Raw genomic sequence first — 19,242 nt, forward strand, 5'->3', positions numbered from 1 at the left:
TTCGATCGGTCAGGATTCGATCGATCAGGGTGAGTGAGTGAGCGCCGATCAGCCAGGACGGGGACGCCGGGTCGCCCGTGGGTGCCAAGGAGAGGCTTCAGGATGAGCGCAGCATCGATGCCACCGCCGCCGTCGGCGGAGCCGTTCGGCTACAGCCGGGGCCGTGGCTACCGCCCCGATCAGGTCGACCGGACGCTGGCGCGGACCTCGCAGGAGCGGGACGCGGCCTGGGAGCGGGCGGCCCGGCTCACCGTGCTCGCCAAGGAGATGGGCGCCCAGGCGGCCGTCCTGCGCGAGCAGGTCACGGCGCTCTCCCCGCAGACGTACGAGGGCCTCGGCGGGCGCGCCGGGGTGCTGTTCGCGCTGACGGTCGAGGAGGCGGACGCGCTGCGGGCCGGGGCCGAGGAAGCGGCGGCCGGCCGGATGCGTGCCGCCGAGGAGGCGGGCCGGGCGATCCGGGACGCGGCGCGGGCGCACAGCGAGGGGGTGCTCGCGGCGGCCGAGGCGTGGGTGCAGCAGACGCTGCTGGCGGCCCGTACCGAGGCGGACGAGCTGCGGGTCGCGGCCCGCGTCGAGGCCAAGGAGCAGCGCGAGGAGGCGGCCGACGCGCTCGACGAGATGCGCCGGCGCTGCGAGGAGTTCCTGGCCGGGCAGGAACAGGAGTGCACCGAGGCGTTCGAAGCCGCCGAGCGTGAACGGGCCGCGCGGGAGGCCGAGTTGGACGCCTCCGTCGCCGAGCTGACCGCCGCCGCCGAGGCGGGCCTGGAGGAGGCGCGGCGCGCGTTCGCCGAGGCCGAGGAGAGCGCGCGCCGCGACCAGGAGGACGCGGAGGAGCGGGCGGCCGAGCTGGTGGCCGAGGCGCGGGCCGCCGAGGAGCGGATCGCGGCGGAGACGGAGCGGCTGCTGCGCGAGCACGCCGGGGCCCGCGAGGAGGTGCAGGCGCACATGACGCACGTACGCAACAGTCTGGCGACGCTGACGGGCCGCACACCGGAGGAGGACTGATCCATCAACTCCCATGTGCTGCAAGGGAGTTAGTCCTTGTCGTGCTCGGCGAGGATCGGGAAGCGGCGCGGGGCCAGGAAGAGCAGGACGAGCAGGGACAGGACGGCGGCGAGCGCGGCGCCGACGTAGACGTGGCCGACCGCGCTCGCCACCGCCCGGCGCAGGTAGTCGGCGGCGTCGGCGGTCAGGGACGCCGGGTGTTGCAGGGCGTGCGAGACGGAGTCGAGGTCGCCGGGCAGGCCCGGCATGGGGGCGTGGGCCAGGCGGGCGGCGAGGGTGGCGTTGGCGATGGCGCCGAACAGGGCCGCGCCGACCGACTGGCCGACCTGGCGGCAGAACAGTACGGACGCGGTCGTGGTGCCGCGCTCGGCCCAGCCCACCGTCGACTGGACGCCGATGATCAGCGGGAGCTGGAACAGGCCGAGCGCGCCGCCGAGCAGCAGCATGAGCAGCGCGGGCTGCCAGGCCCGGCCGGGGAAGGGCAGCAGCGGGAAGGCGGCGAGGATCAGCGCGGCGAGGGCGATGCCGGTGATCGCGGAGTTGCGGAAGCCGATGCGGGTGTAGACGCGGCTGGAGAGCGCGGCGGACAGCGGCCAGCTCAGCGTCATCACGGACAGGACGAACCCGGCGGCGGTGGGGTTGAGACCGAGGACGGACTGGGCGTACGTGGGCAGGAACACGGTGGGGGCGACCATCAGCAGGCCGAGCCCGCCGAGCGCCAGGTTGACCGCGGCGATGGTGCGCCGGCGCCACACCCAGCCGGGTATGACGGGCTCGGCGGCCCGGCGCTCCACGTACACGGTGAGCGCCGCGAGCGCGGCGCTGCCCGCGAGCAGGGCGAGTGAGGGCGTCGACAGCCAGGGCCAGGCGACGCCGCCCTGGACGAGCGCGGTGAGCAGCAGGGCGCCGGTGGCGAAGACGCACAGCGCGCCCGCCCAGTCGATGCGGGGCCGGGCGGCGGGCCTCGGCCGGGCGGGTTCGGTGAAGTGGCGGACGACGAGATAGAGGGCGACCGCGCCGACGGGCACGTTGATGAGGAAGATCCAGCGCCAGTCCGCGTACGTGGCGAGGAGGCCGCCGAGGGCCGGTCCGGCGACCGCGGAGACGGCCCAGACCGTGGACAGCTTGGCCTGGATCTTGGGGCGTTCCTTGAGCGGATACAGGTCGGCGGCGATCGTCTGGACGGTGCCCTGGAGGGCGCCGCCGCCCAGGCCCTGCACGACGCGGAAGGCGATCAGCGCGGCCATGTTCCAGGCGAACGCGCAAAGCACCGAGCCGGCGAGGAAGACGATGACGCCGGCGATGAGGACGGGCTTGCGGCCGAAGGTGTCGGAGAGCTTGCCGTAGACGGGCAGGGTGACGGTCACGGCGAGCAGATAGCCGGAGAACAGCCAGGAGAAGACGGCGAATCCGCCGAGGTCGCCGACGATCTGGGGGACGGCGGTCGACACGATGGTGCCGTCGAGGGCAGCCAGGGCCATGCCCATCATGAGGGCCGCGACGACCGGGCCGCGCCCACGCGTGGGGGTGGCGTCCGGTGCCGCGCCGGGTATCGCCGCTTCGGTGCCGGGTGCTTCGTCGGAGACGCTCACCGAGATCCCTTCACTGTGCATGCATCTGGGGGACCCACCTTCTCACCCGGGCCTGGAGCCGCGGCAGGGGTGGAGGCGGCCCTGACACGCACTCCGCCCACGGGTGGAGACCCCTAAGGGTCGGGCCCTACTTGGGGGCAGGGGGCGTTCGTCCCGGCGGAGGAGGTGGCGGCATCCCTTCGGTCCTTACCTTGGTTTTACGTCGAGGCGCGCGGCCGGGGGTGGGGAAAGCCCCACCTCAAGACTGCGCCTGGCACCAGGGCACGGGGGCCCTGCATGGCCCGACACTCGATGCGTACGTCAGCGACTGGCTGAAATTGACCTAGGAGAATTACCGTGACAACGGCTGTGACGATTCCCAGGCACGGGGACACTGGAGGGCGCACGGCGGTCGCGGCCCGGGCGCGGCAGGTCGTGAAGGCGTACGGATCGGGGGAGACCCGGGTGGTCGCCCTCGACCATGTCGATGTCGACATAGCCCGCGGCCAGTTCACCGCGATCATGGGCCCCTCGGGTTCCGGCAAGTCCACGCTGATGCACTGCCTGGCGGGGCTCGACACGGTGACCGGCGGCCAGATCTACCTGGACGAGACCGAGATCACCGGGCTCAAGGACAAGAAGCTCACCCAGCTGCGCCGGGACCGGATCGGGTTCATCTTCCAGGCGTTCAACCTGCTGCCGACGCTGAACGCGCTGGAGAACATCACGCTGCCGATGGACATCGCGGGCCGCAAGCCGGACGCGAAGTGGCTGGAGCGCGTCGTGGAGACGGTGGGCCTGGCGGGGCGGCTCAAGCACCGGCCGACCCAGCTGTCGGGCGGCCAGCAGCAACGCGTCGCCGTGGCACGGGCGTTGGCGGCCCGGCCGGAGATCATCTTCGGTGACGAGCCGACCGGAAACCTGGACTCGCGGGCCGGCGCCGAGGTGCTCGGCTTCCTGCGCCAGTCCGTCGACGAGCTGGGCCAGACCATCGTGATGGTCACCCACGATCCGGTGGCCGCCTCCTACGCCGACCGGGTGCTGTACCTCGCGGACGGCCGCATCGTGGACGAGATGTTCCGCCCGACCGCAGACGCGGTCCTGGACCGCATGAAGGACTTCGACGCGCGGGGGCGGACCTCGTGAGCGTGCTCAAGACCTCGATGCGCAACTTCCTCGCGCACAAGGGACGGATGGCGCTCTCCGCCGTCGCGGTCCTGCTTTCGGTGGCGTTCGTGTGCGGCACGCTCGTGTTCACCGACACCATGAACACCACCTTCGACAAGCTGTTCGCGGCGACCTCCTCCGACGTCACCGTCAGCCCCAAGTCGGCCTCCGACGACGGTGCCCCCTCGCGGACCGGCAAGCCCGACGCGCTGCCCGCATCCCTGATCCAGCGGGTCGAGAAGGCGCCCGGCGTGGGCAAGGCCGAGGGTGGCGTCGGCAGCACCAGCGTCACGGTCGTCAACGCCAAGAACGAGAACATGGGCTCCTCCACCGGCGCCCCGACCATCGCCGGCAACTGGACCGACAACGACCTCAAGGCGATGGAGATCACCTCCGGGCACGCCCCGCGCGGGCCGACCGAGATGATGGTCGACGCCGACACCGCCGACAAGCACCACCTGAAGATCGGCGACTCGCTGCGCACCATCGCCGTCACCGGCGACTTCACCGCCAAGATCACCGGCATCGCCACGTTCAAGGTGACCAACCCGGGCGCGGCCATCGTCTACTTCGACACCGCGACCGCCCAGCAGGAACTCCTGGGCGCCACCGGCCAGTTCACCCAGATCAACGTCACCGCGGCGAGCGGGGTGAGCGACACCCAGCTCAAGCAGAACGTGGCGGCCCAGCTCGGCTCGGGCCCGTACAAGCTCCAGACCGCGAAGGAGGCCGCGGACGCCAGCAGGGACAGCGTCGGCTCGTTCCTCGACGTGATGAAGTACGCGATGCTCGGCTTCGCCGGGATCGCCTTCCTCGTCGGCATCTTCCTGATCATCAACACGTTCTCGATGCTGGTCGCCCAGCGCACCCGCGAGATCGGCCTGATGCGCGCGATCGGCTCCAGCCGCAAGCAGGTCAACCGCTCGGTGCTCCTGGAGGCGCTGCTGCTCGGCGTGTTCGGCTCGATCCTCGGTGTGGGCGCGGGAGTCGGTCTCGCGGTCGGCCTGATGAAGCTGATGGGCTCCATCGGGATGGAGCTGTCCACCGGTGACCTCACCGTCAAGTGGACGACGCCCGTGACCGGCCTGGCCCTCGGTGTCGTGGTGACCGTCGTCGCCGCCTACGTCCCGGCCCGCCGGGCCGGGAAGATCTCGCCGATGGCCGCGCTGCGCGACGCCGGCACCCCGGCCGACGGCAAGGCCGGCGTCATCCGGGCCACCATCGGCCTGGTCCTGACCGGCGCGGGCACCGCCGCCCTGTTCGCCAGCGCCAACTCCTCGAAGGCGGCGGCCGGTTCGGGCCTGCTCGGCCTCGGCGTCGTCCTCACCCTGATCGGCTTCGTGGTCGTCGGCCCGCTCCTCGCGGGCGGCGTGGTGCGGGTGATCAGCGCCCTGGTGCTGCGGATGTTCGGCCCGGTCGGGCGGATGGCCGAGCGCAACGCGCTGCGCAACCCGCGGCGTACCGGGGCGACCGGCGCGGCCCTCATGATCGGCCTCGCCCTGGTGGCGTGCCTCTCGGTGGTCGGCTCCTCGATGGTCGCCTCGGCCACCAGCGAGCTCGACAAGTCGGTCGGCGCGGACTTCATCGTGTCCTCCGGCACCGGCCAGCCGATCGTGCCGCAGGCCGCCGAAGCCCTGAAGAAGACCCCGGGCATCGAGCACGTCACCAACTACAAGGACATGGACGCGAAGGTGACCGCCCCCGACGGCAGCACCTCCAAGGACGAGAACCTGATCGCCGCCGACCCGACGTACCAGCAGGACCTGCGGCGCAAGGTGGTTTCCGGCGACCTGGCCGCCGCGTACGGCAAGAACGCGATGTCGGTCGGCGACACCTACGCCACGGCGCACCACGTCAAGGTCGGCGACTCGATGACCGTCGCCTTCAAGGACGGCGGGACCGCCCGGCTGAAGGTCGCGGCGATCACCTCGGACGACACCAACGTCGACAAGGCCGCGATGTACACCAGCATCACGACGGCCGCGAGCTACGTCCCCGCCGACCGGATGCCCAAGAACGCGATCATGTTCGCGAAGGCGGACGACGGCAAGGCCAAGGAGGCGTACGCCTCCCTGAAGGACTCGCTGAAGGCGTATCCCCAGTACAAGGTGCAGAACCAGGCCGACTTCAAGCAGGACCTGAAGGACCAGATCGGCCAGCTCCTGAACATCGTGTACGGCCTGCTCGCCCTCGCGATCATCGTGGCGGTGCTCGGTGTGGTGAACACCCTGGCCCTGTCGGTGGTCGAGCGGACCCGGGAGATCGGCCTGATGCGGGCGATCGGCCTCTCGCGCCGGCAGCTGCGCCGGATGATCCGCCTGGAGTCGGTGGTGATCGCCCTGTTCGGCGCGCTGCTCGGCCTCGGGCTCGGCATGGGCTGGGGCACGACCGCCCAGAAACTGCTCGCCCTTGAGGGCATGGGCGTCCTGGAAATCCCCTGGCCGACCATCATCACGGTGTTCGTGGCCTCGGCCTTCGTGGGCCTGTTCGCGGCGCTGATCCCGGCGTTCAGGGCGGGAAGGATGAACGTCCTGAACGCGATCGCGACGGATTAGTCCCTAGCCGAGCTTCAGCAGTACGTAACCCCCTGCCACCCCGGTGACCGTGTAGACGGCGCCGGGGTGCAGTGCTGTCGCGTACCGGACGGGGTCGCCCGCCCAGCCGTCGGAGTTGTCGAGCGCGATGTAGCCCGGGGTCACGGGGCGCGCTGCGCCGACCCAGAAGACGCGGCAGCGGGAGGTGAGCCGGGCGATCGGCCCGATGTTCGCCTCGACGGTCGCCCCGTCCGGAATCGTCCCCAACAGGCGCTCCACGGCGGCCACTTGAGGGCTCTTGCGGTACGTGGCCGGGTCGGTCAGCGCGGCCAGCGGCAGCGAGAGCGTCAGGGCGAGGGCCGCCGCGGCCGCGCAGACCGGCAGGTCGCGGGCGTACGAACGCAGCCAGGCGCGCGGGCTGTGCCGCGCGGTGGCCACCGCGTCGGCTAGGGCCAGCGCGAGGACCGGCATCAGGACCGCGCTGTAGTGCCAGTCCGTCGACCAGTAGTGGTCGTCCGAGGACAGGAGGCGCCAGCCGAGGGTGGGCAGCGCGACGAGCAGCAGCGGGGAGCGCAGCGCGAGGAGCCCGGTGGTGGGGAGCAGCGTCCACAGCAGGGTGCGGCCCTTGACGTCCCAGCCGGCCAGCGGGCCCGCGCCGCCGTTCACCTTGCCCCAATAGTCGTACGTACCCGAGGAGTTGAAGGCGGGGATGACGACGGTGAGGGTGACCAGGGTGGCCACGGCACCGAACGCGGCCACGGCGACGGCGTACCGCACGGCGCGGGGCGAGGTGGCGCGGGCGCGTACCGCGACGACGACGGCGAGCGCGGCTGTCGTCAGGCCGAGGTCCTCCTTCACGAGGACGAGGGGCAGCGCGTACAGGAGGGCCGCGCGCCACCGTCCGCGCAGCACCGCCTCCAGGGCGAAGGCGATCAGCGGGACGGCGAAGCAGATCTCGTGGAAGTCGAAGTCGGCGGCCCGCTGGATCCCCCACGAAAGCCCGAACGCGACCCCGACGGCGAGCCCGCGCCTGCGCCCGAGCAGCCGGGCCGAGGCGCGGGTCACCGGGACCGCGGCCAGCGCGAACAGGGCGGACTGGGCGACGAGCAGGGTGACCGGGGTGGGGAACAGCCGGTAGGCGGGGGCGAGCAGCGCGGTCACCGGACTGAAGTGATCCCCGAGGACGTCGGTGCCGGGCCCCTTCAGATCGGCGACGGGCGTCTGGAGGTGGGCGTAGGCGCGCACGACCTGCTCGAAGATCCCGAGGTCCCAGGAGAGAGTCTCCATCCGCCGGTAGCGCAGGACGCCGAGGGTGGCGTAGGCGAGGAAGAGGGCGGCGGCGAGGAGGTGGGGATCGGCTGCCGGGGGCGGGGATATTCGGGGCCGAGGCCCGTTCTGTTTCTCTTGTTTTGTGGGGGTATGAGCGGAGTTTTCGGGCAGGGTGAGGAGAGCTCCGGACACGGTGGGGTTCCTTGGATCAGTGGGGGCGGGTGGTGGGGGTGACGGATCCGGAGCCGTCGGAGAGGGAGAAGGAGGGGGACGGGGGCGGGGACGGCGAGCCGGAGGGCACGGCGCGCGAAGGAGTGGCGGAGCCGGTCGTCGGCGGGTCGGAGTAGGAGGGGCTGGGCCGCTCGGACGGCGTCCCCGAGCCCTGCGCGGCGGAGGGCGTGCCGGCGTCCGGGGTGGACGCGGGCAGCACCGGCGGGCTCTGCTGGAGCCGCAGGCCGAGCGCGGCGCCGGACCCGGCGAGCAGGCACACCGCGCAGGCGGCGAGCGCGGCCATGTTGCGGCGGCGGCGCCGCAGGCCGCGTGCGGCGACGCGTTCGGCGGGCTCGGGGACGATGCCGCGGCCGCCCGCGTCGGCGGCCCGCTTCAGGGCGCGGGCCAGGGACTCCTCGTCCCGGTGGAAGTCAGAGTGGAAGTCAGACACCGTGTTCCTCCTCCAGGAGACGGGGCGCGAGGGCGGCCCGGGCGCGCGAAAGGTGGGTCTTGACGGTGCCGGCGCTGATGCCGGTCTCGTGTGCGACCTGGTCCACGCTCAGGTCGCACACGTAGTGCAGTACGGCGACGCGGCGCTGGCGGTCGGAGAGGCCGCGCAGGGCGTCGATGAGCGCGACGGTTCCGGGGTCGGGTTCGGGGGCCTCGGCGCTGTGCACCTGGTTGTGGCGCCGCCAGGCCTCCGCGGCCCTGCGGCCGCGCCGCCACCGGCTCACCGCGAGGCGCCAGGCCACGGTCCGCACCCAGGCCTGGGGCCCGGCCCCCGCGTCGAGGTGGCTCCGGCGGCCCCAGGCCCGCACGAACGCCTCCTGGACTACGTCCTGGGCCTCGTGGAGGTCGCCGGTCATCAGGTAGACCTGGCCGACCAGCGGTTTCACGGAGTGAGCGTAGAACTCCTCGAACTCCTCGTCGGTCAATGCGGTGCTCCCGTGGGGGGTGGATGGGTCTCGGGGGGTATACGCGCTGGGGGCGGCGCGCGGTTGACACCCCGGGGCGACTTTTTCGCGGGGCGGTTCGGGGCGCCGAGGCGGGGGTCCCCTGGGGCTCAGCCCCAGACCCCGGGGGCCCCGCCCCACCCCTTCCCGAAACCCGCCGGGGGAGTTCGTTCGGCTGCGGCTCGTCGGCTGGTCCTGGGGCTCCGCCCCAGACCCCGTTCGCGCCTGAAGGGCGCTCGTCCTCAATCGCCGGACGGGCTGAAATGCTCCGGTGCGGGCCGGGGTCGATCCCGCTAGGGGCGCGGGGAACTGCGCGAGCAACCACGCACGGTCCGCGGCCGAAAGCAGGCGGGGCCCGGGGCGCAGCCCCAGGGGGTTGGGGCTGGAGCGGGCGGCGGGTGTCAGTGGGGCGTCGTAGGCTGGAAGCCCCGGCCCGTACGACGTGTCGGGCGGTTCGCGTTGCCCACTCCCCGGGATGGATGCCCTTCATGAGCCTGCACGGTCTGCTGGACGCCGTTGTACGAGACCCCGCGCTCGCCGAAGCGGTGAAGGCCGCCACCGACGGCCACCGGATGCACGTCGACCTGGTCGGCCCCCCGGCCGCCCGCCCCTTCGCGATCGCGGGCCTCGCGCGCGAGGCCGGGCGCCCCGTGCTCGCCGTGACCGCCACCGGCCGGGAGGCCGAGGACCTGGCGGCGGCGCTGCGCTCGATGCTGCCCGCCGAGGAGATCGTCGAGTACCCGTCGTGGGAGACGCTGCCGCACGAGCGGCTCTCGCCCCGCAGTGACACCGTGGGCCGAAGGCTCGCCGTCCTGCGCCGCCTCACCCACCCCAGCAAGGACGACCCGTCGGCCGGCCCGGTCAGCGTCGTGGTCGCCCCCATCAGGTCCGTGCTTCAGCCTCAGGTCAAGGGGCTCGGGGACCTCGAACCCGTCGCGCTCCGCATCGGGCAGTCCGCCGACCTCAACACCATCGTCGAAGGGCTCGCCGCCGCCGCGTACGCCCGCGTCGAACTCGTCGAGAAGCGCGGGGAGTTCGCCGTGCGGGGTGGCATCCTCGATGTCTTCCCGCCCACCGAAGAACACCCCCTGCGCGTCGAGTTCTGGGGCGACGACGTCGAGGAGATCCGGTACTTCAAGGTCGCCGACCAGCGCTCCCTCGAAATCGCCGAGCACGGGCTCTGGGCGCCGCCCTGCCGCGAGCTGCTGCTCACCGACGACGTGCGCACCCGCGCCGCCGCCCTCGCCGAGGAGCACCCCGAGCTCGGCGAGCTGCTCGGGAAGATCGCCGAGGGCATCGCGGTGGAGGGCATGGAGTCCCTCGCCCCGGTCCTGGTCGACGACATGGAGCTGCTCATCGACGTGCTGCCCAAGGGCTCGATGGCGGTCGTGTGCGATCCGGAGCGGGTGCGGACCAGAGCCGCCGACCTGGTCGCCACCAGCCAGGAGTTCCTCCAGGCGTCCTGGGCGGCGAGCGCGGGCGGGGGGCAGGCGCCCATCGACGTCGACGCCGCCTCCCTGTGGGGCATCGCGGACGTCCGCGACCGGGCCCGCGAGCTCGGCATGATGTGGTGGTCGGTCTCCCCGTTCGCCGCCGACGAGGCGGACTTCGACGATGACACCCTCAAGCTCGGCATGCACGCCCCCGAGACGTACCGCGGCGACACGCAGCGCGCGCTCACCGACACCAAGCAGTGGCTCGCCGACGGCTGGCGCACGGTGTACGTGACGGAGGGCCACGGCCCGGCCTCGCGCACCGTCGAGGTCCTCGGCGGCGAGGGCATCGCGGCCCGACTGGCCGTGGACCTGGGCGAGTTGACGCCGTCCGTCGTGCAGGTCGCCTGCGGCGCCATCGACTACGGCTTCATCGACCCGGCGCTCAAGCTCGCCGTCCTGACCGAGACCGACCTCACCGGCCAGCGCACCGCCACCAAGGACCTGGGCCGCATGCCGGCCCGCCGCCGCAAGACCATCGACCCGCTCACCCTGGAGGTGGGCGACTACATCGTGCACGAGCAGCACGGCGTGGGCCGCTACATCGAGATGGTGCAGCGCACCGTGCAGAACGCGACCCGTGAGTATCTGCTGGTCGAGTACGCGCCCGCCAAGCGCGGCCAGCCCGGCGACCGGCTCTACATTCCCACCGATCAGCTGGAGCAGGTCACCAAGTACGTCGGTGGTGAGGCGCCCACCCTGCACCGGCTCGGCGGCGCCGACTGGACCAAGACCAAGGCGCGCGCCAAGAAGGCCGTCAAGGAGATCGCCGCCGACCTCATCCGGCTGTACAGCGCGCGCATGGCCGCGCCCGGTCACGCCTTCGGCGCCGACACCCCCTGGCAGCGCGAGCTGGAGGACGCGTTCCCGTACGCGGAGACCCCCGACCAGCTGTCCACCATCGCCGAGGTCAAGGAGGACATGGAGAAGACGGTCCCGATGGACCGGCTGATCTGCGGCGACGTCGGCTACGGCAAGACCGAGATCGCGGTGCGCGCGGCCTTCAAGGCCGTCCAGGACGGCAAGCAGGTCGCCGTCCTCGTGCCGACCACGCTCCTCGTCCAGCAGCACTTCGGCACCTTCACCGAGCGCTACGCCCAATTCCCGGTCAACGTAAGGGCGTTGAGCCGTTTCCAGTCCGACACCGAGGCCAAGGCCACGCTCGAAGGGCTCAAGGACGGATCCGTCGACCTCGTCATCGGCACGCACCGCCTGTTCTCGTCCGAGACCAAGTTCAAGGACCTGGGCCTGGTCATCGTCGACGAGGAGCAGCGCTTCGGCGTCGAGCACAAGGAGCAGCTGAAGAAGCTCCGCGCCAACGTGGACGTGCTGACCATGTCCGCGACGCCCATTCCCCGTACGCTCGAAATGGCCGTCACGGGCATCCGCGAGATGTCGACGATCACCACGCCCCCCGAGGAGCGCCACCCCGTCCTCACCTTCGTCGGGCCGTACGAGGAGAAGCAGATCGGCGCCGCCATCCGGCGCGAGCTGCTGCGCGAGGGCCAGGTCTTCTACATCCACAACCGGGTCGAGTCCATCGACCGGGCGGCCGCCCGGCTGCGCGAGATCGTGCCCGAGGCGCGCATCCAGACCGCGCACGGGCAGATGGGCGAGAGCCAGCTCGAACAGGTCGTGGTCGACTTCTGGGAGAAGAAGTTCGACGTGCTCGTCTCGACGACGATCGTCGAGTCCGGCATCGACATCTCCAACGCCAACACCCTGATCGTCGAGCGCGGCGACAACTTCGGCCTCTCCCAGCTCCACCAGCTGCGCGGCCGGGTCGGCCGTGGCCGCGAGCGCGGCTACTCCTACTTCCTGTACCCGCCGGAGAAGCCGCTGACCGAGACCGCGCACGAGCGGCTCGCCACCATCGCCCAGCACACCGAGATGGGCGCGGGCATGTACGTGGCGATGAAGGACCTCGAAATCCGCGGCGCGGGCAACCTGCTCGGCGGCGAGCAGTCCGGGCACATCGCGGGCGTCGGCTTCGACCTGTACGTCCGCATGGTCGGCGAGGCCGTCGCCGACTACCGGGCGCAGATGGAGGGCGGCGAGCAGGAGGAGGCGCCGCTCGAAGTCAAGATCGAGCTGCCGGTCGACGCGCACGTCCCGCACGACTACGCGCCGGGCGAGCGGCTGCGCCTCCAGGCCTACCGCGCGATCGCCTCGGCCAACTCCGAGGAGGACATCAAGGCGGTGCGCGAGGAGCTCACCGACCGGTACGGCAAGCTGCCCGAGCCGGTCGAGAACCTGCTCCTGGTGGCCGGCCTGCGCATGCTGGCGCGCGCCTGCGGGGTCGGCGAGATCGTGCTCCAGGGTCCCAACATCCGCTTCGCGCCGGTGGATTTGAGGGAGTCCCAGGAGCTCCGCCTCAAGCGGCTCTACCCCCGTACGGTGATCAAGGCGCCCACCCGGCAGATCCTGGTGCCCCGCCCGACCGCCGGGAAGATCGGCGGCAAGCCGGTGGTGGGCAGGGAACTGCTCGCGTGGACGGGCGAGTTCCTCACCACGATCCTGGGGTCCTGAGGAGCGGGGAAGGCGGGTGGCGCCGTTCGGCGCCGCCCGCCTTCCCCGTGCCCGGCGCCCGGCCGGAGCCCGGTGTGAGCCGGTCCGTGCGGGCCGCGCCCGGTCCCGTACGCCGGTCGTGCCGTGGTGATCAAGGGCGGTCGGCTGTCCCTTTCGGGACCATTGGCCCGCGGGCCGACGGGTAGGACTACCTAGGATTGCGAGGTTCCGCCAACTGCTCCCAGGACGGCCCGCCTTGATGCGTATCTACCGAATTGCCCTGCCCGCGACCGCCCTCGCGGCGTCGCTCGTCCTCACCGGCTGCGGTGGCGACGGCGCCAAGAAGAGCGGTGCCCCCGGACCCAAGGGCGCGGCCGGCTCCGCGCTCGCCGCCGTCGACTCGCTCACCGTCAAGGGGCGGGCGCCGAAGACCGGATACAGCCGTGACCAGTTCGGCAAGGGCTGGACCGACACGGACCACAACGGCTGCCAGACCCGCGAGGACATACTCAAGCGGGACCTCAAGGACGTGAAGTTCAAGGACAAGTGCGACGTGGCGTCCGGGACGCTCGTCCACGACCCGTACACCGGGCAGTCCATCCAGTTCACGCGCGGCGCCAGCAAGATCGACATCGATCATGTGGTGGCCCTGTCGGACGCCTGGCAGAAGGGCGCCCAGCAGTGGGGCAAGCAGAAGCGGGCCGAGTTCGCCAACGACCCGCTCAACCTGATCGCCGTCGACGCGAGCGCGAACCGCCGCAAGAGCGACGGCGACGCGGCGACCTGGCTGCCGCCGTACCAGGCGTACCGCTGTACGTATGTGGCGGACCAGGTGGCCGTGAAGAAGAAGTACGGCGTGTGGCTGACCGATGCCGAGAAGGCCGCCATGAAGACGGTCCTGGCCGAGTGCCCGGACCAGAAGCTCCCGGCGGGCTGAGCCGCCCGGGAGCTGTGACGGTGCGTCAGACCGCGATCGAGGACCGCGTCGGGGCGACCGCGTGGACCGGCTCGCCGAAGTGCGAGAAGGCGAGCGTGCCGGGGCTGTCGCCGCCCACGGTGACCATCTTCAGGAGGTACGGCTTGCCCGAGGTCGCCACGTCCATCGTGTAAGCCTCGGCGCCGTCCTTCTCGGTCAGGACGATCGCGGGGTGGCCGTCGACCTTGGTGGTCGCGCCCTTCTTGGCCTCGGTGTCCTCGCCCTGGAAGCCGCCGAGGAAGTTGTTCAGGTCGCAGACCGAGGCGAGGTCCTTGCCGTCGGCGGAGGCGGTGTTCGTCTTCGTCCACTTGCTCGTGCCCTGGGGCCGCAGGTAGACGGTCTTGCCGATCTTGATGATGCCGATGGTGTCCTTGCCCTGCGCGATCGTGCCGGTGCAGTCGCCCTTGGAGTTCAGCGAGAGGTCCATCTTGCTGGCGCCCTCCTTGGGGTCGGCGATGTCCGCCTTGAGGTGCAGCGAGGTGGCCTGGCGGGTGACCTTGAGCGAGTCGGTGAGTATCTGACCACCGGTCAGATCCGCGTCCGGTCCCTTCGACGCGGCCGCGGCCGGGCTCACGGCGGCGGGCGCGCTGGGGGCGGCCGAGTCCTTGGCGGCCGTGCCGGAGTCCGAGCCCGAACAGGCCGTCAGGGCCGTGGTGGCGCAGACGAAGAGGACGGTGGTGGTGGCGATGGTGCGGCGGCGCATGGCGTGAACTCCCCCTGGGGGTGCTGATGCTGGGCGGGCGGAACGGCAGGTGTGGCGGGGCCGGGCACATCAGAGCAGAGTCCTGTGAACCGAGTCAACACAAGTGCCTGAATCGTGATTGTTCACGGCGTGTATGGAGCGCTGCGGTGCCGTTCGGTAGGGTCGGCATCACGCGGACGAGGGGAGCAGTCAGGTGCCGGAGCACGCAGCGGAGGTGACCGCGGCCACCATCGCCCGGCTCGCGGGGGTGGGCCGCGCGGCCGTCAGCAACTGGCGCCGCAGGCATGCCGACTTCCCCAGGCCGGTCGGCGGCACCGAGACCAGCCCGTCCTTCGCGCTCCACGAAGTCGAGCAATGGCTGCGCACCCAGGGCAAGTTGGCCGAGGTCCCGCTGCGCGAACGCGTCTGGCAGCAGCTCTCGACCCACCCCGCGGGCGCCGTCACGGCCCTGGTCCACGCGGGCTGCGCCCTGCTGGCCGTACGGGACCACCCCGCCAAGTGGCGCAAGCTGGCCGCTCTTTCGGACGCGGGGCTCGCGGAGGGGCTGCCGGGACTGCTCGGTGAGGTGCTGGGGGAGCGGTTCGGGGACGGCGACCCCGGCCCCGCTGTTCACAGCCGCTCCCTGAATACCCCCGGCGCCGCCGAGCTCGCCCCCTCTGTGCCGCTGCTCCGCGGGGCCGCCGAGCTCGCCGCCGAAGACGGGGCCCGGGAGGCCTTCGAGTTTCTGCTCGGGCGGCACCTCGACGCCAACCCCCGTCAGTACACGCTCACTCCGCAGGGGCCCGCCGAGCTCATGGCCGCGCTCGTCGGGGCGGCGGGCAGCGTCCTCGACCCGGCCTGCGGCACCGGCACGCTGCTGTGCGCGCTGCCGGACGCCGTCGCCCCGCACGGCCAGGACGCCGACCCCGACCTCGCCGCCCTCACCGGGCTCCGGCTCGCCCTCGCCGGCTCCGCCGCCATCCGTACCGCGGCCGCCGACTCGCTGCGCGCGGACGCCTTCCCGACCCTCGCCGCCGACGCCGTGCTGTGCCACCCGCCGTTCAACGAGCGGGCCTGGGGCCACGACGAACTCGCCTACGACCCGCGCTGGGAGTACGGCCTCCCGGCCCGCACCGAGTCCGAACTCGCCTGGGTGCAGCACGCGTTGGCCCGGCTGCGCGAGGGCGGCACCGCCGTCGTCCTGATGCCGCCCGCCGCCGCCTCGCGTCGCTCCGGGCGCCGGATCCGCGCCGATCTGCTGCGCCGCGGCGCCCTGCGCGCGGTCGTCGCGCTGCCCGCCGGGGCCGCGCCGCCGTACGGCATCCCGCTGCACCTGTGGGTGCTGCGCAGGCCGGGCGCCGCCACCCGGCCCGCGCCCGAGCTGCTCCTCGTCGACACCGCCGGGATCGATGGCGTCGCGGTGGACGGCGGCCGCGACCGGCTGCCCTGGCCCGCGCTCCAAGCCGCGGTGCTCGACGCCTGGACCCCGTTCGACCGCGACGGCACGGTCGCCGAACAGCCCGGGGTCAGCCGGTCGGTGCCGGTCATCGAGCTCCTCGACGACGACGTCGACCTCGCGCCGGCCCGCCATCTGCCGCCGCCCGCCGCCGAAGGCGGCACGGCCGCGCTCGACGCGGTGCGCGAACGCCTCGACGCCACCCTGCGCCTTGCCGCCGAACTGGCCCCCCCGCCCGCCGCGCCCGCCGCCGCGCAGGGCGCCCGCCGGCCGCTCACCACCGTCGGCGAACTCGCCCGGGCGGGCGCCCTCGTGCTGCGCGCGGGCGGCGCCGGCACCGGTATCGACGGGCCCGCCGTCCTCACCGAGCACGACGTACTGGCCGGCACCGCGCCCTCGGGCACCCTGCCCGAAGGGCCCGCCGAAGACCCGGTCCTGACCCGCACCGGCGACGTCGTGGTGCCCGTGCTCGGCGGCGGCGCCGTAGCCCGGGTCGTCGACGAGGCGGGTGCGGGCGCCGCCCTCGGTCGCAACCTCCAGCTCCTGCGCCCCGAACCGGCGGCCCTGGACGCGTGGTTCCTCGCCGGGTTCCTGCGCGGCACCGCCAACAACCGCCAGGCCAGCAGCTACGCCACCACCGCCTCCCGGCTCGACGTCCGCAGGCTGCACCTGCCCCGGCTCCCGCTCGCCGAACAGCGCCGCTACGGCGAGCGGTTCCGGGCGCTCGCCGCGTTCGAGGACGCGCTGCGCCTCGCGGGCCGGCTCGGCGAGCAGCTCGTACAGGGCCTGCACGACGGCCTGACGGACGGTTCCGTCGGGCCCGAGTGAGGGCGGGGCGGCCGGGTCGGCCGGGCCTGGGTGAGGCAGGCCGGGGCGACGGTGTGGCGGTGCGGTCGGCGGCCGGGGTGATCCGGGGAATCCGGGTTCCGGCCGGTCTCCGGTGACGGTTGGATACCGGCCGGGGGATCGCCCGGCCCGCTGTCAGTGCCGGTGTATACGCTCGTATCCCTGACCAGTCCCGGTCGTGTCAGTCCCCCTATCCGTCCCAGTCCCAGTTCCAGGAGCAGCGATGCACGGCCCCGGCTATGGACCGCCGCAGCCCCGCCCCTCGGGCGCGGGGGCGATCGTGCTGCGCGTGCTGTTCGCGCTGCTGCCGCTGGTCAGCATCGGAATGCTGTCGTGGACCGCGCTGCTGCGGCTCGCGATCGTGACCCGGCGCGGGGCGCACTGGGCGCTGTTCTGGGCCCAACTGGCCGTATTCGTCTTCTTCTTCAGCTTCATCGTGGCCGCCCCCGACGAGAACGACTGGCGGATGGACGTCGGGATGATGGGCCTGCTCGCGCTCGCCGTGGCCAGCACCGCGTACTTCCTGTACGCCGACATCCGCCACGCGGCGCAGGAGCCGTTCGTCGTGCACCCGTTCGCCCAGTACGGGGCGCCCGCCCGTTACGGCCCGCCGCACATACCGGGGACCACGGCCCCGCAGTTCGGGCCGTACGTGAACCCGTACGCCGACACCCCCGTGCCGAGCCCGCCCCCGGCTCCCGTGCCCCCGCAGCCGCATGCCCCGGCCGCGCCCAGGATCGAGCAGGTCAGGGCCGAGCTCGACGAGCTGTCGCAGTACCTGCGCAAGGGGACCGAGGGCGAGGTCAGGTGACCGAGGGGCGGGTCGTCGCCGGGCGCTACGAGCTGGCGGCGCTCCTCGGCCAGGGCGGCATGGGCCAGGTGTGGACGGCGTACGACCAACGTCTTGACCGCCGGGTCGCGGTGAAGCTCCTTCGGCCGGACCGGGTCGCGGGCGTCGGGTCGGCCGAAGAGGTGGACGAGCTGCGGCGCCGGTTCGTGCGCGAGTGCCGGGTGACCGCGCAGGTCGACCACCCCGGCCTTGTCACCGTGCACGACGCGGGCAGCGACGGCGACGACCTGTACCTCGTCATGCAGTACGTCGAGGGTGCCGACCTCGCCGACCACCTCGCCGAGCACGAGCCGTACCCCTGGCCGTGGACGGTGGCGGTCGCCGCCCAGCTGTGCGCGGTGCTCTCGGCGGTGCACGCGGTGCCGATCGTCCACCGCGACCTCAAGCCGCGCAATGTGATGGTGCGGCCGGACGGCACGGTGACCGTGCTCGACCTGGGCGTCGCCTCCGTCCTCGACTCCGACACGACCCGGCTGACGCACACCGGTTCGCCGATCGGCTCGCCCGCCTACATGGCGCCCGAGCAGGCGATGGGCGGCACGGTCGGCCCGTACACCGATCTGTACGCGCTCGGGGTGCTGCTGCACGAACTGCTCAGCGGGGACGTCCCGTTCGCGGGGTCCACCGCGCTGGGCGTCCTGCACCGCCACCTGTACGAACCGCCCGTCCCGGTGCGGGGACTGCGCCCCGAGGTCCCCGAATCCCTCGAAGCCCTCGTGCTCCGCCTCCTGGCCAAGGACCCACAATCCAGGCCGAGTTGTGCGCAGGAGGTGTACGAGGCGCTGGTGCCGCTGCTTCCGGCGCGGGGCGGTCCGGGGCCCGCGGGGCCGCTCGACCCGACCCGGCCGTTCCTGCGCCCGCACGCGCCCTGGCCGGACCGCGCCACGGCCCCCGCGCCCGGGCCGGTCACCCCGCCGGTACCGCCTGTACCACCGCGGCCCGACGTGGCGGGCGCGGTCGACGAGGTCAAGCGGCTGCTCGGCGAGGGCCGCATCACGCAGGCCGTCGACATCCTCGGTTCGATCCTGCCCGCCGCGGCGGCCGAGCACGGTGAACGGTCGCCGGTCGTACGCATCCTGCGCAAGCAGTACGCGGCGACGCTGATGGACGACGGCCAGTACCGGCGCGCCCTGCCCGAGCTGCGCCGGCTCGCCGCCGACCGGGCGGCCGAGGCGGGCCCCGCCGACCCGCAGGCCCTGGACTTCCGGCACGACGCGGCCCAGTGCCTGGAGCAACTGGGCGAGGCGGGTGCGGCGCTGGCGGAGTACCGGGCGGTGCTGCCCGGCTTCGAGGCGCGGTACGCGGCCGCCGACCCGTCCCGGGTGTTCGGCATCCGCCATCGGATCGGGCACCTGCTGCTCGCGGTGGGCGACCATGCGGCGGGGCATCACCAATTGCAGGCCCTGCTGTGGGATGCGGAGCGGCTGTACGGCGCGCAGCACCCCTACCCCACCGACCTGCGCCGCGCCCTCGCCCACCAGCGAGAGGTCCGGGGAGGCTGAGCCCTGTTCCGCTGGGTGCGGGTGCGGTTTTGAGTGCGGGCCGGGTTTGCGCAGTTCCCCGCGCCCCTTAACCCGCCTTCGGACTCGGGCCGTGGGTGGCTGGTCGCGCCCACGCGGCGGAGCCGCACAATGTCACTGCCCCGCGCCCCTAGCGGCATTGATTCTGGCCAGCACCGGCATCTCTAGCCTGTCCGGCGTTTGAGGACGAGCGCCTTTCGGG

The 19,242-nt window shown here is 72.7% G+C and carries 13 protein-coding genes; 8 read left to right on the plus strand and 5 right to left on the minus strand.

Annotated elements, in window-relative coordinates:
• Positions 1-102 precede the first annotated feature (102 nt).
• Positions 103-1,005 (plus strand): cellulose-binding protein, encoded by a 903-nt coding sequence (locus OHA17_RS23745; RefSeq protein ID WP_406508280.1) that lies wholly within the window; start codon positions 103-105, stop codon positions 1,003-1,005.
• 29 nt (positions 1,006-1,034) lie between these two features.
• On the opposite strand, the gene OHA17_RS23750 is transcribed toward OHA17_RS23745, so the two are convergent.
• Positions 1,035-2,618 carry an MFS transporter gene (locus OHA17_RS23750; protein ID WP_406508281.1) on the minus strand — a complete coding sequence of 528 codons (1,584 nt, stop codon included), beginning with the start codon at positions 2,616-2,618 and terminating at the stop codon, positions 1,035-1,037.
• A 315-nt stretch (positions 2,619-2,933) separates the two neighbouring features.
• On the opposite strand from OHA17_RS23750, the gene OHA17_RS23755 reads away from it, so the two are divergent.
• The gene (locus tag OHA17_RS23755) at positions 2,934-3,722 is read left to right on the plus strand and encodes an ABC transporter ATP-binding protein (RefSeq protein ID WP_053725031.1); all 789 of its coding nucleotides are present in this window, start codon (positions 2,934-2,936) and stop codon (positions 3,720-3,722) included.
• Complete coding sequence (locus tag OHA17_RS23760) at positions 3,719-6,298, plus strand: ABC transporter permease (protein WP_406508282.1); 2,580 nt, start codon at positions 3,719-3,721, stop codon at positions 6,296-6,298. The genes OHA17_RS23755 and OHA17_RS23760 overlap by 4 nt, the downstream gene beginning before the upstream one ends.
• 3 nt (positions 6,299-6,301) lie before the next feature.
• Here the strand turns inward: OHA17_RS23760 and OHA17_RS23765 are convergent, their stop codons facing one another.
• Genes OHA17_RS23765 through OHA17_RS23775 form a run of 3 tightly spaced genes read right to left on the minus strand, consistent with a single transcriptional unit; the run spans position 6,302 to position 8,691 of the window.
• Positions 6,302-7,738, minus strand: coding sequence for a DUF2079 domain-containing protein (locus tag OHA17_RS23765; protein WP_406508283.1), 1,437 nt, complete (start codon positions 7,736-7,738; stop codon positions 6,302-6,304).
• Between the two features lie 16 nt (positions 7,739-7,754).
• Positions 7,755-8,207: a hypothetical protein gene (locus OHA17_RS23770; RefSeq protein ID WP_406508284.1), complete on the minus strand. Its 453-nt coding sequence runs from the start codon at positions 8,205-8,207 to the stop codon at positions 7,755-7,757.
• Positions 8,200-8,691, minus strand: a complete 492-nt coding sequence (locus OHA17_RS23775) for a SigE family RNA polymerase sigma factor (protein WP_406508285.1) — start codon at positions 8,689-8,691, stop codon at positions 8,200-8,202. Before OHA17_RS23775 ends, OHA17_RS23770 begins: the two co-directional genes overlap by 8 nt.
• A 506-nt stretch (positions 8,692-9,197) precedes the next feature.
• Between OHA17_RS23775 and mfd the strand changes: the two genes are divergently transcribed.
• Together mfd and OHA17_RS23785 are read left to right on the plus strand one after the other, a co-directional pair.
• The gene (mfd, locus tag OHA17_RS23780) at positions 9,198-12,731 is read left to right on the plus strand and encodes a transcription-repair coupling factor (protein ID WP_406508286.1); all 3,534 of its coding nucleotides are present in this window, start codon (positions 9,198-9,200) and stop codon (positions 12,729-12,731) included.
• Between the two features lie 238 nt (positions 12,732-12,969).
• Positions 12,970-13,647: an HNH endonuclease family protein gene (locus OHA17_RS23785; RefSeq protein WP_406508287.1), complete on the plus strand. Its 678-nt coding sequence runs from the start codon at positions 12,970-12,972 to the stop codon at positions 13,645-13,647.
• A gap of 25 nt (positions 13,648-13,672) precedes the next feature.
• Here OHA17_RS23785 and OHA17_RS23790 read toward each other — a convergent pair whose 3' ends face one another.
• Entirely contained in the window at positions 13,673-14,389 is a 717-nt protein-coding gene (locus tag OHA17_RS23790; RefSeq protein WP_406508288.1) for a hypothetical protein, read from the minus strand.
• A 193-nt stretch (positions 14,390-14,582) separates the two neighbouring features.
• Between OHA17_RS23790 and OHA17_RS23795 the strand changes: the two genes are divergently transcribed.
• The 3 genes from OHA17_RS23795 to OHA17_RS23805 all read left to right on the plus strand — a co-directional run bounded on the left by OHA17_RS23795 (position 14,583) and on the right by OHA17_RS23805 (position 19,022).
• Positions 14,583-16,652, plus strand: coding sequence for an N-6 DNA methylase (locus OHA17_RS23795; RefSeq protein WP_406508289.1), 2,070 nt, complete (start codon positions 14,583-14,585; stop codon positions 16,650-16,652).
• Positions 16,653-16,893: 241 nt separating this feature from the next.
• Complete coding sequence (locus tag OHA17_RS23800; protein WP_406508290.1) at positions 16,894-17,481, plus strand: hypothetical protein; 588 nt, start codon at positions 16,894-16,896, stop codon at positions 17,479-17,481.
• Positions 17,478-19,022: a protein kinase domain-containing protein gene (locus OHA17_RS23805; RefSeq protein WP_406508291.1), complete on the plus strand. Its 1,545-nt coding sequence runs from the start codon at positions 17,478-17,480 to the stop codon at positions 19,020-19,022. Before OHA17_RS23800 ends, OHA17_RS23805 begins: the two co-directional genes overlap by 4 nt.
• The last annotated feature ends 220 nt before the right edge of the window (positions 19,023-19,242 follow it).

Origin of the sequence: Streptomyces sp. NBC_00212, assembly GCF_045206365.1 — a bacterium.
In the GTDB taxonomy this organism is placed as follows: domain Bacteria; phylum Actinomycetota; class Actinomycetes; order Streptomycetales; family Streptomycetaceae; genus Streptomyces.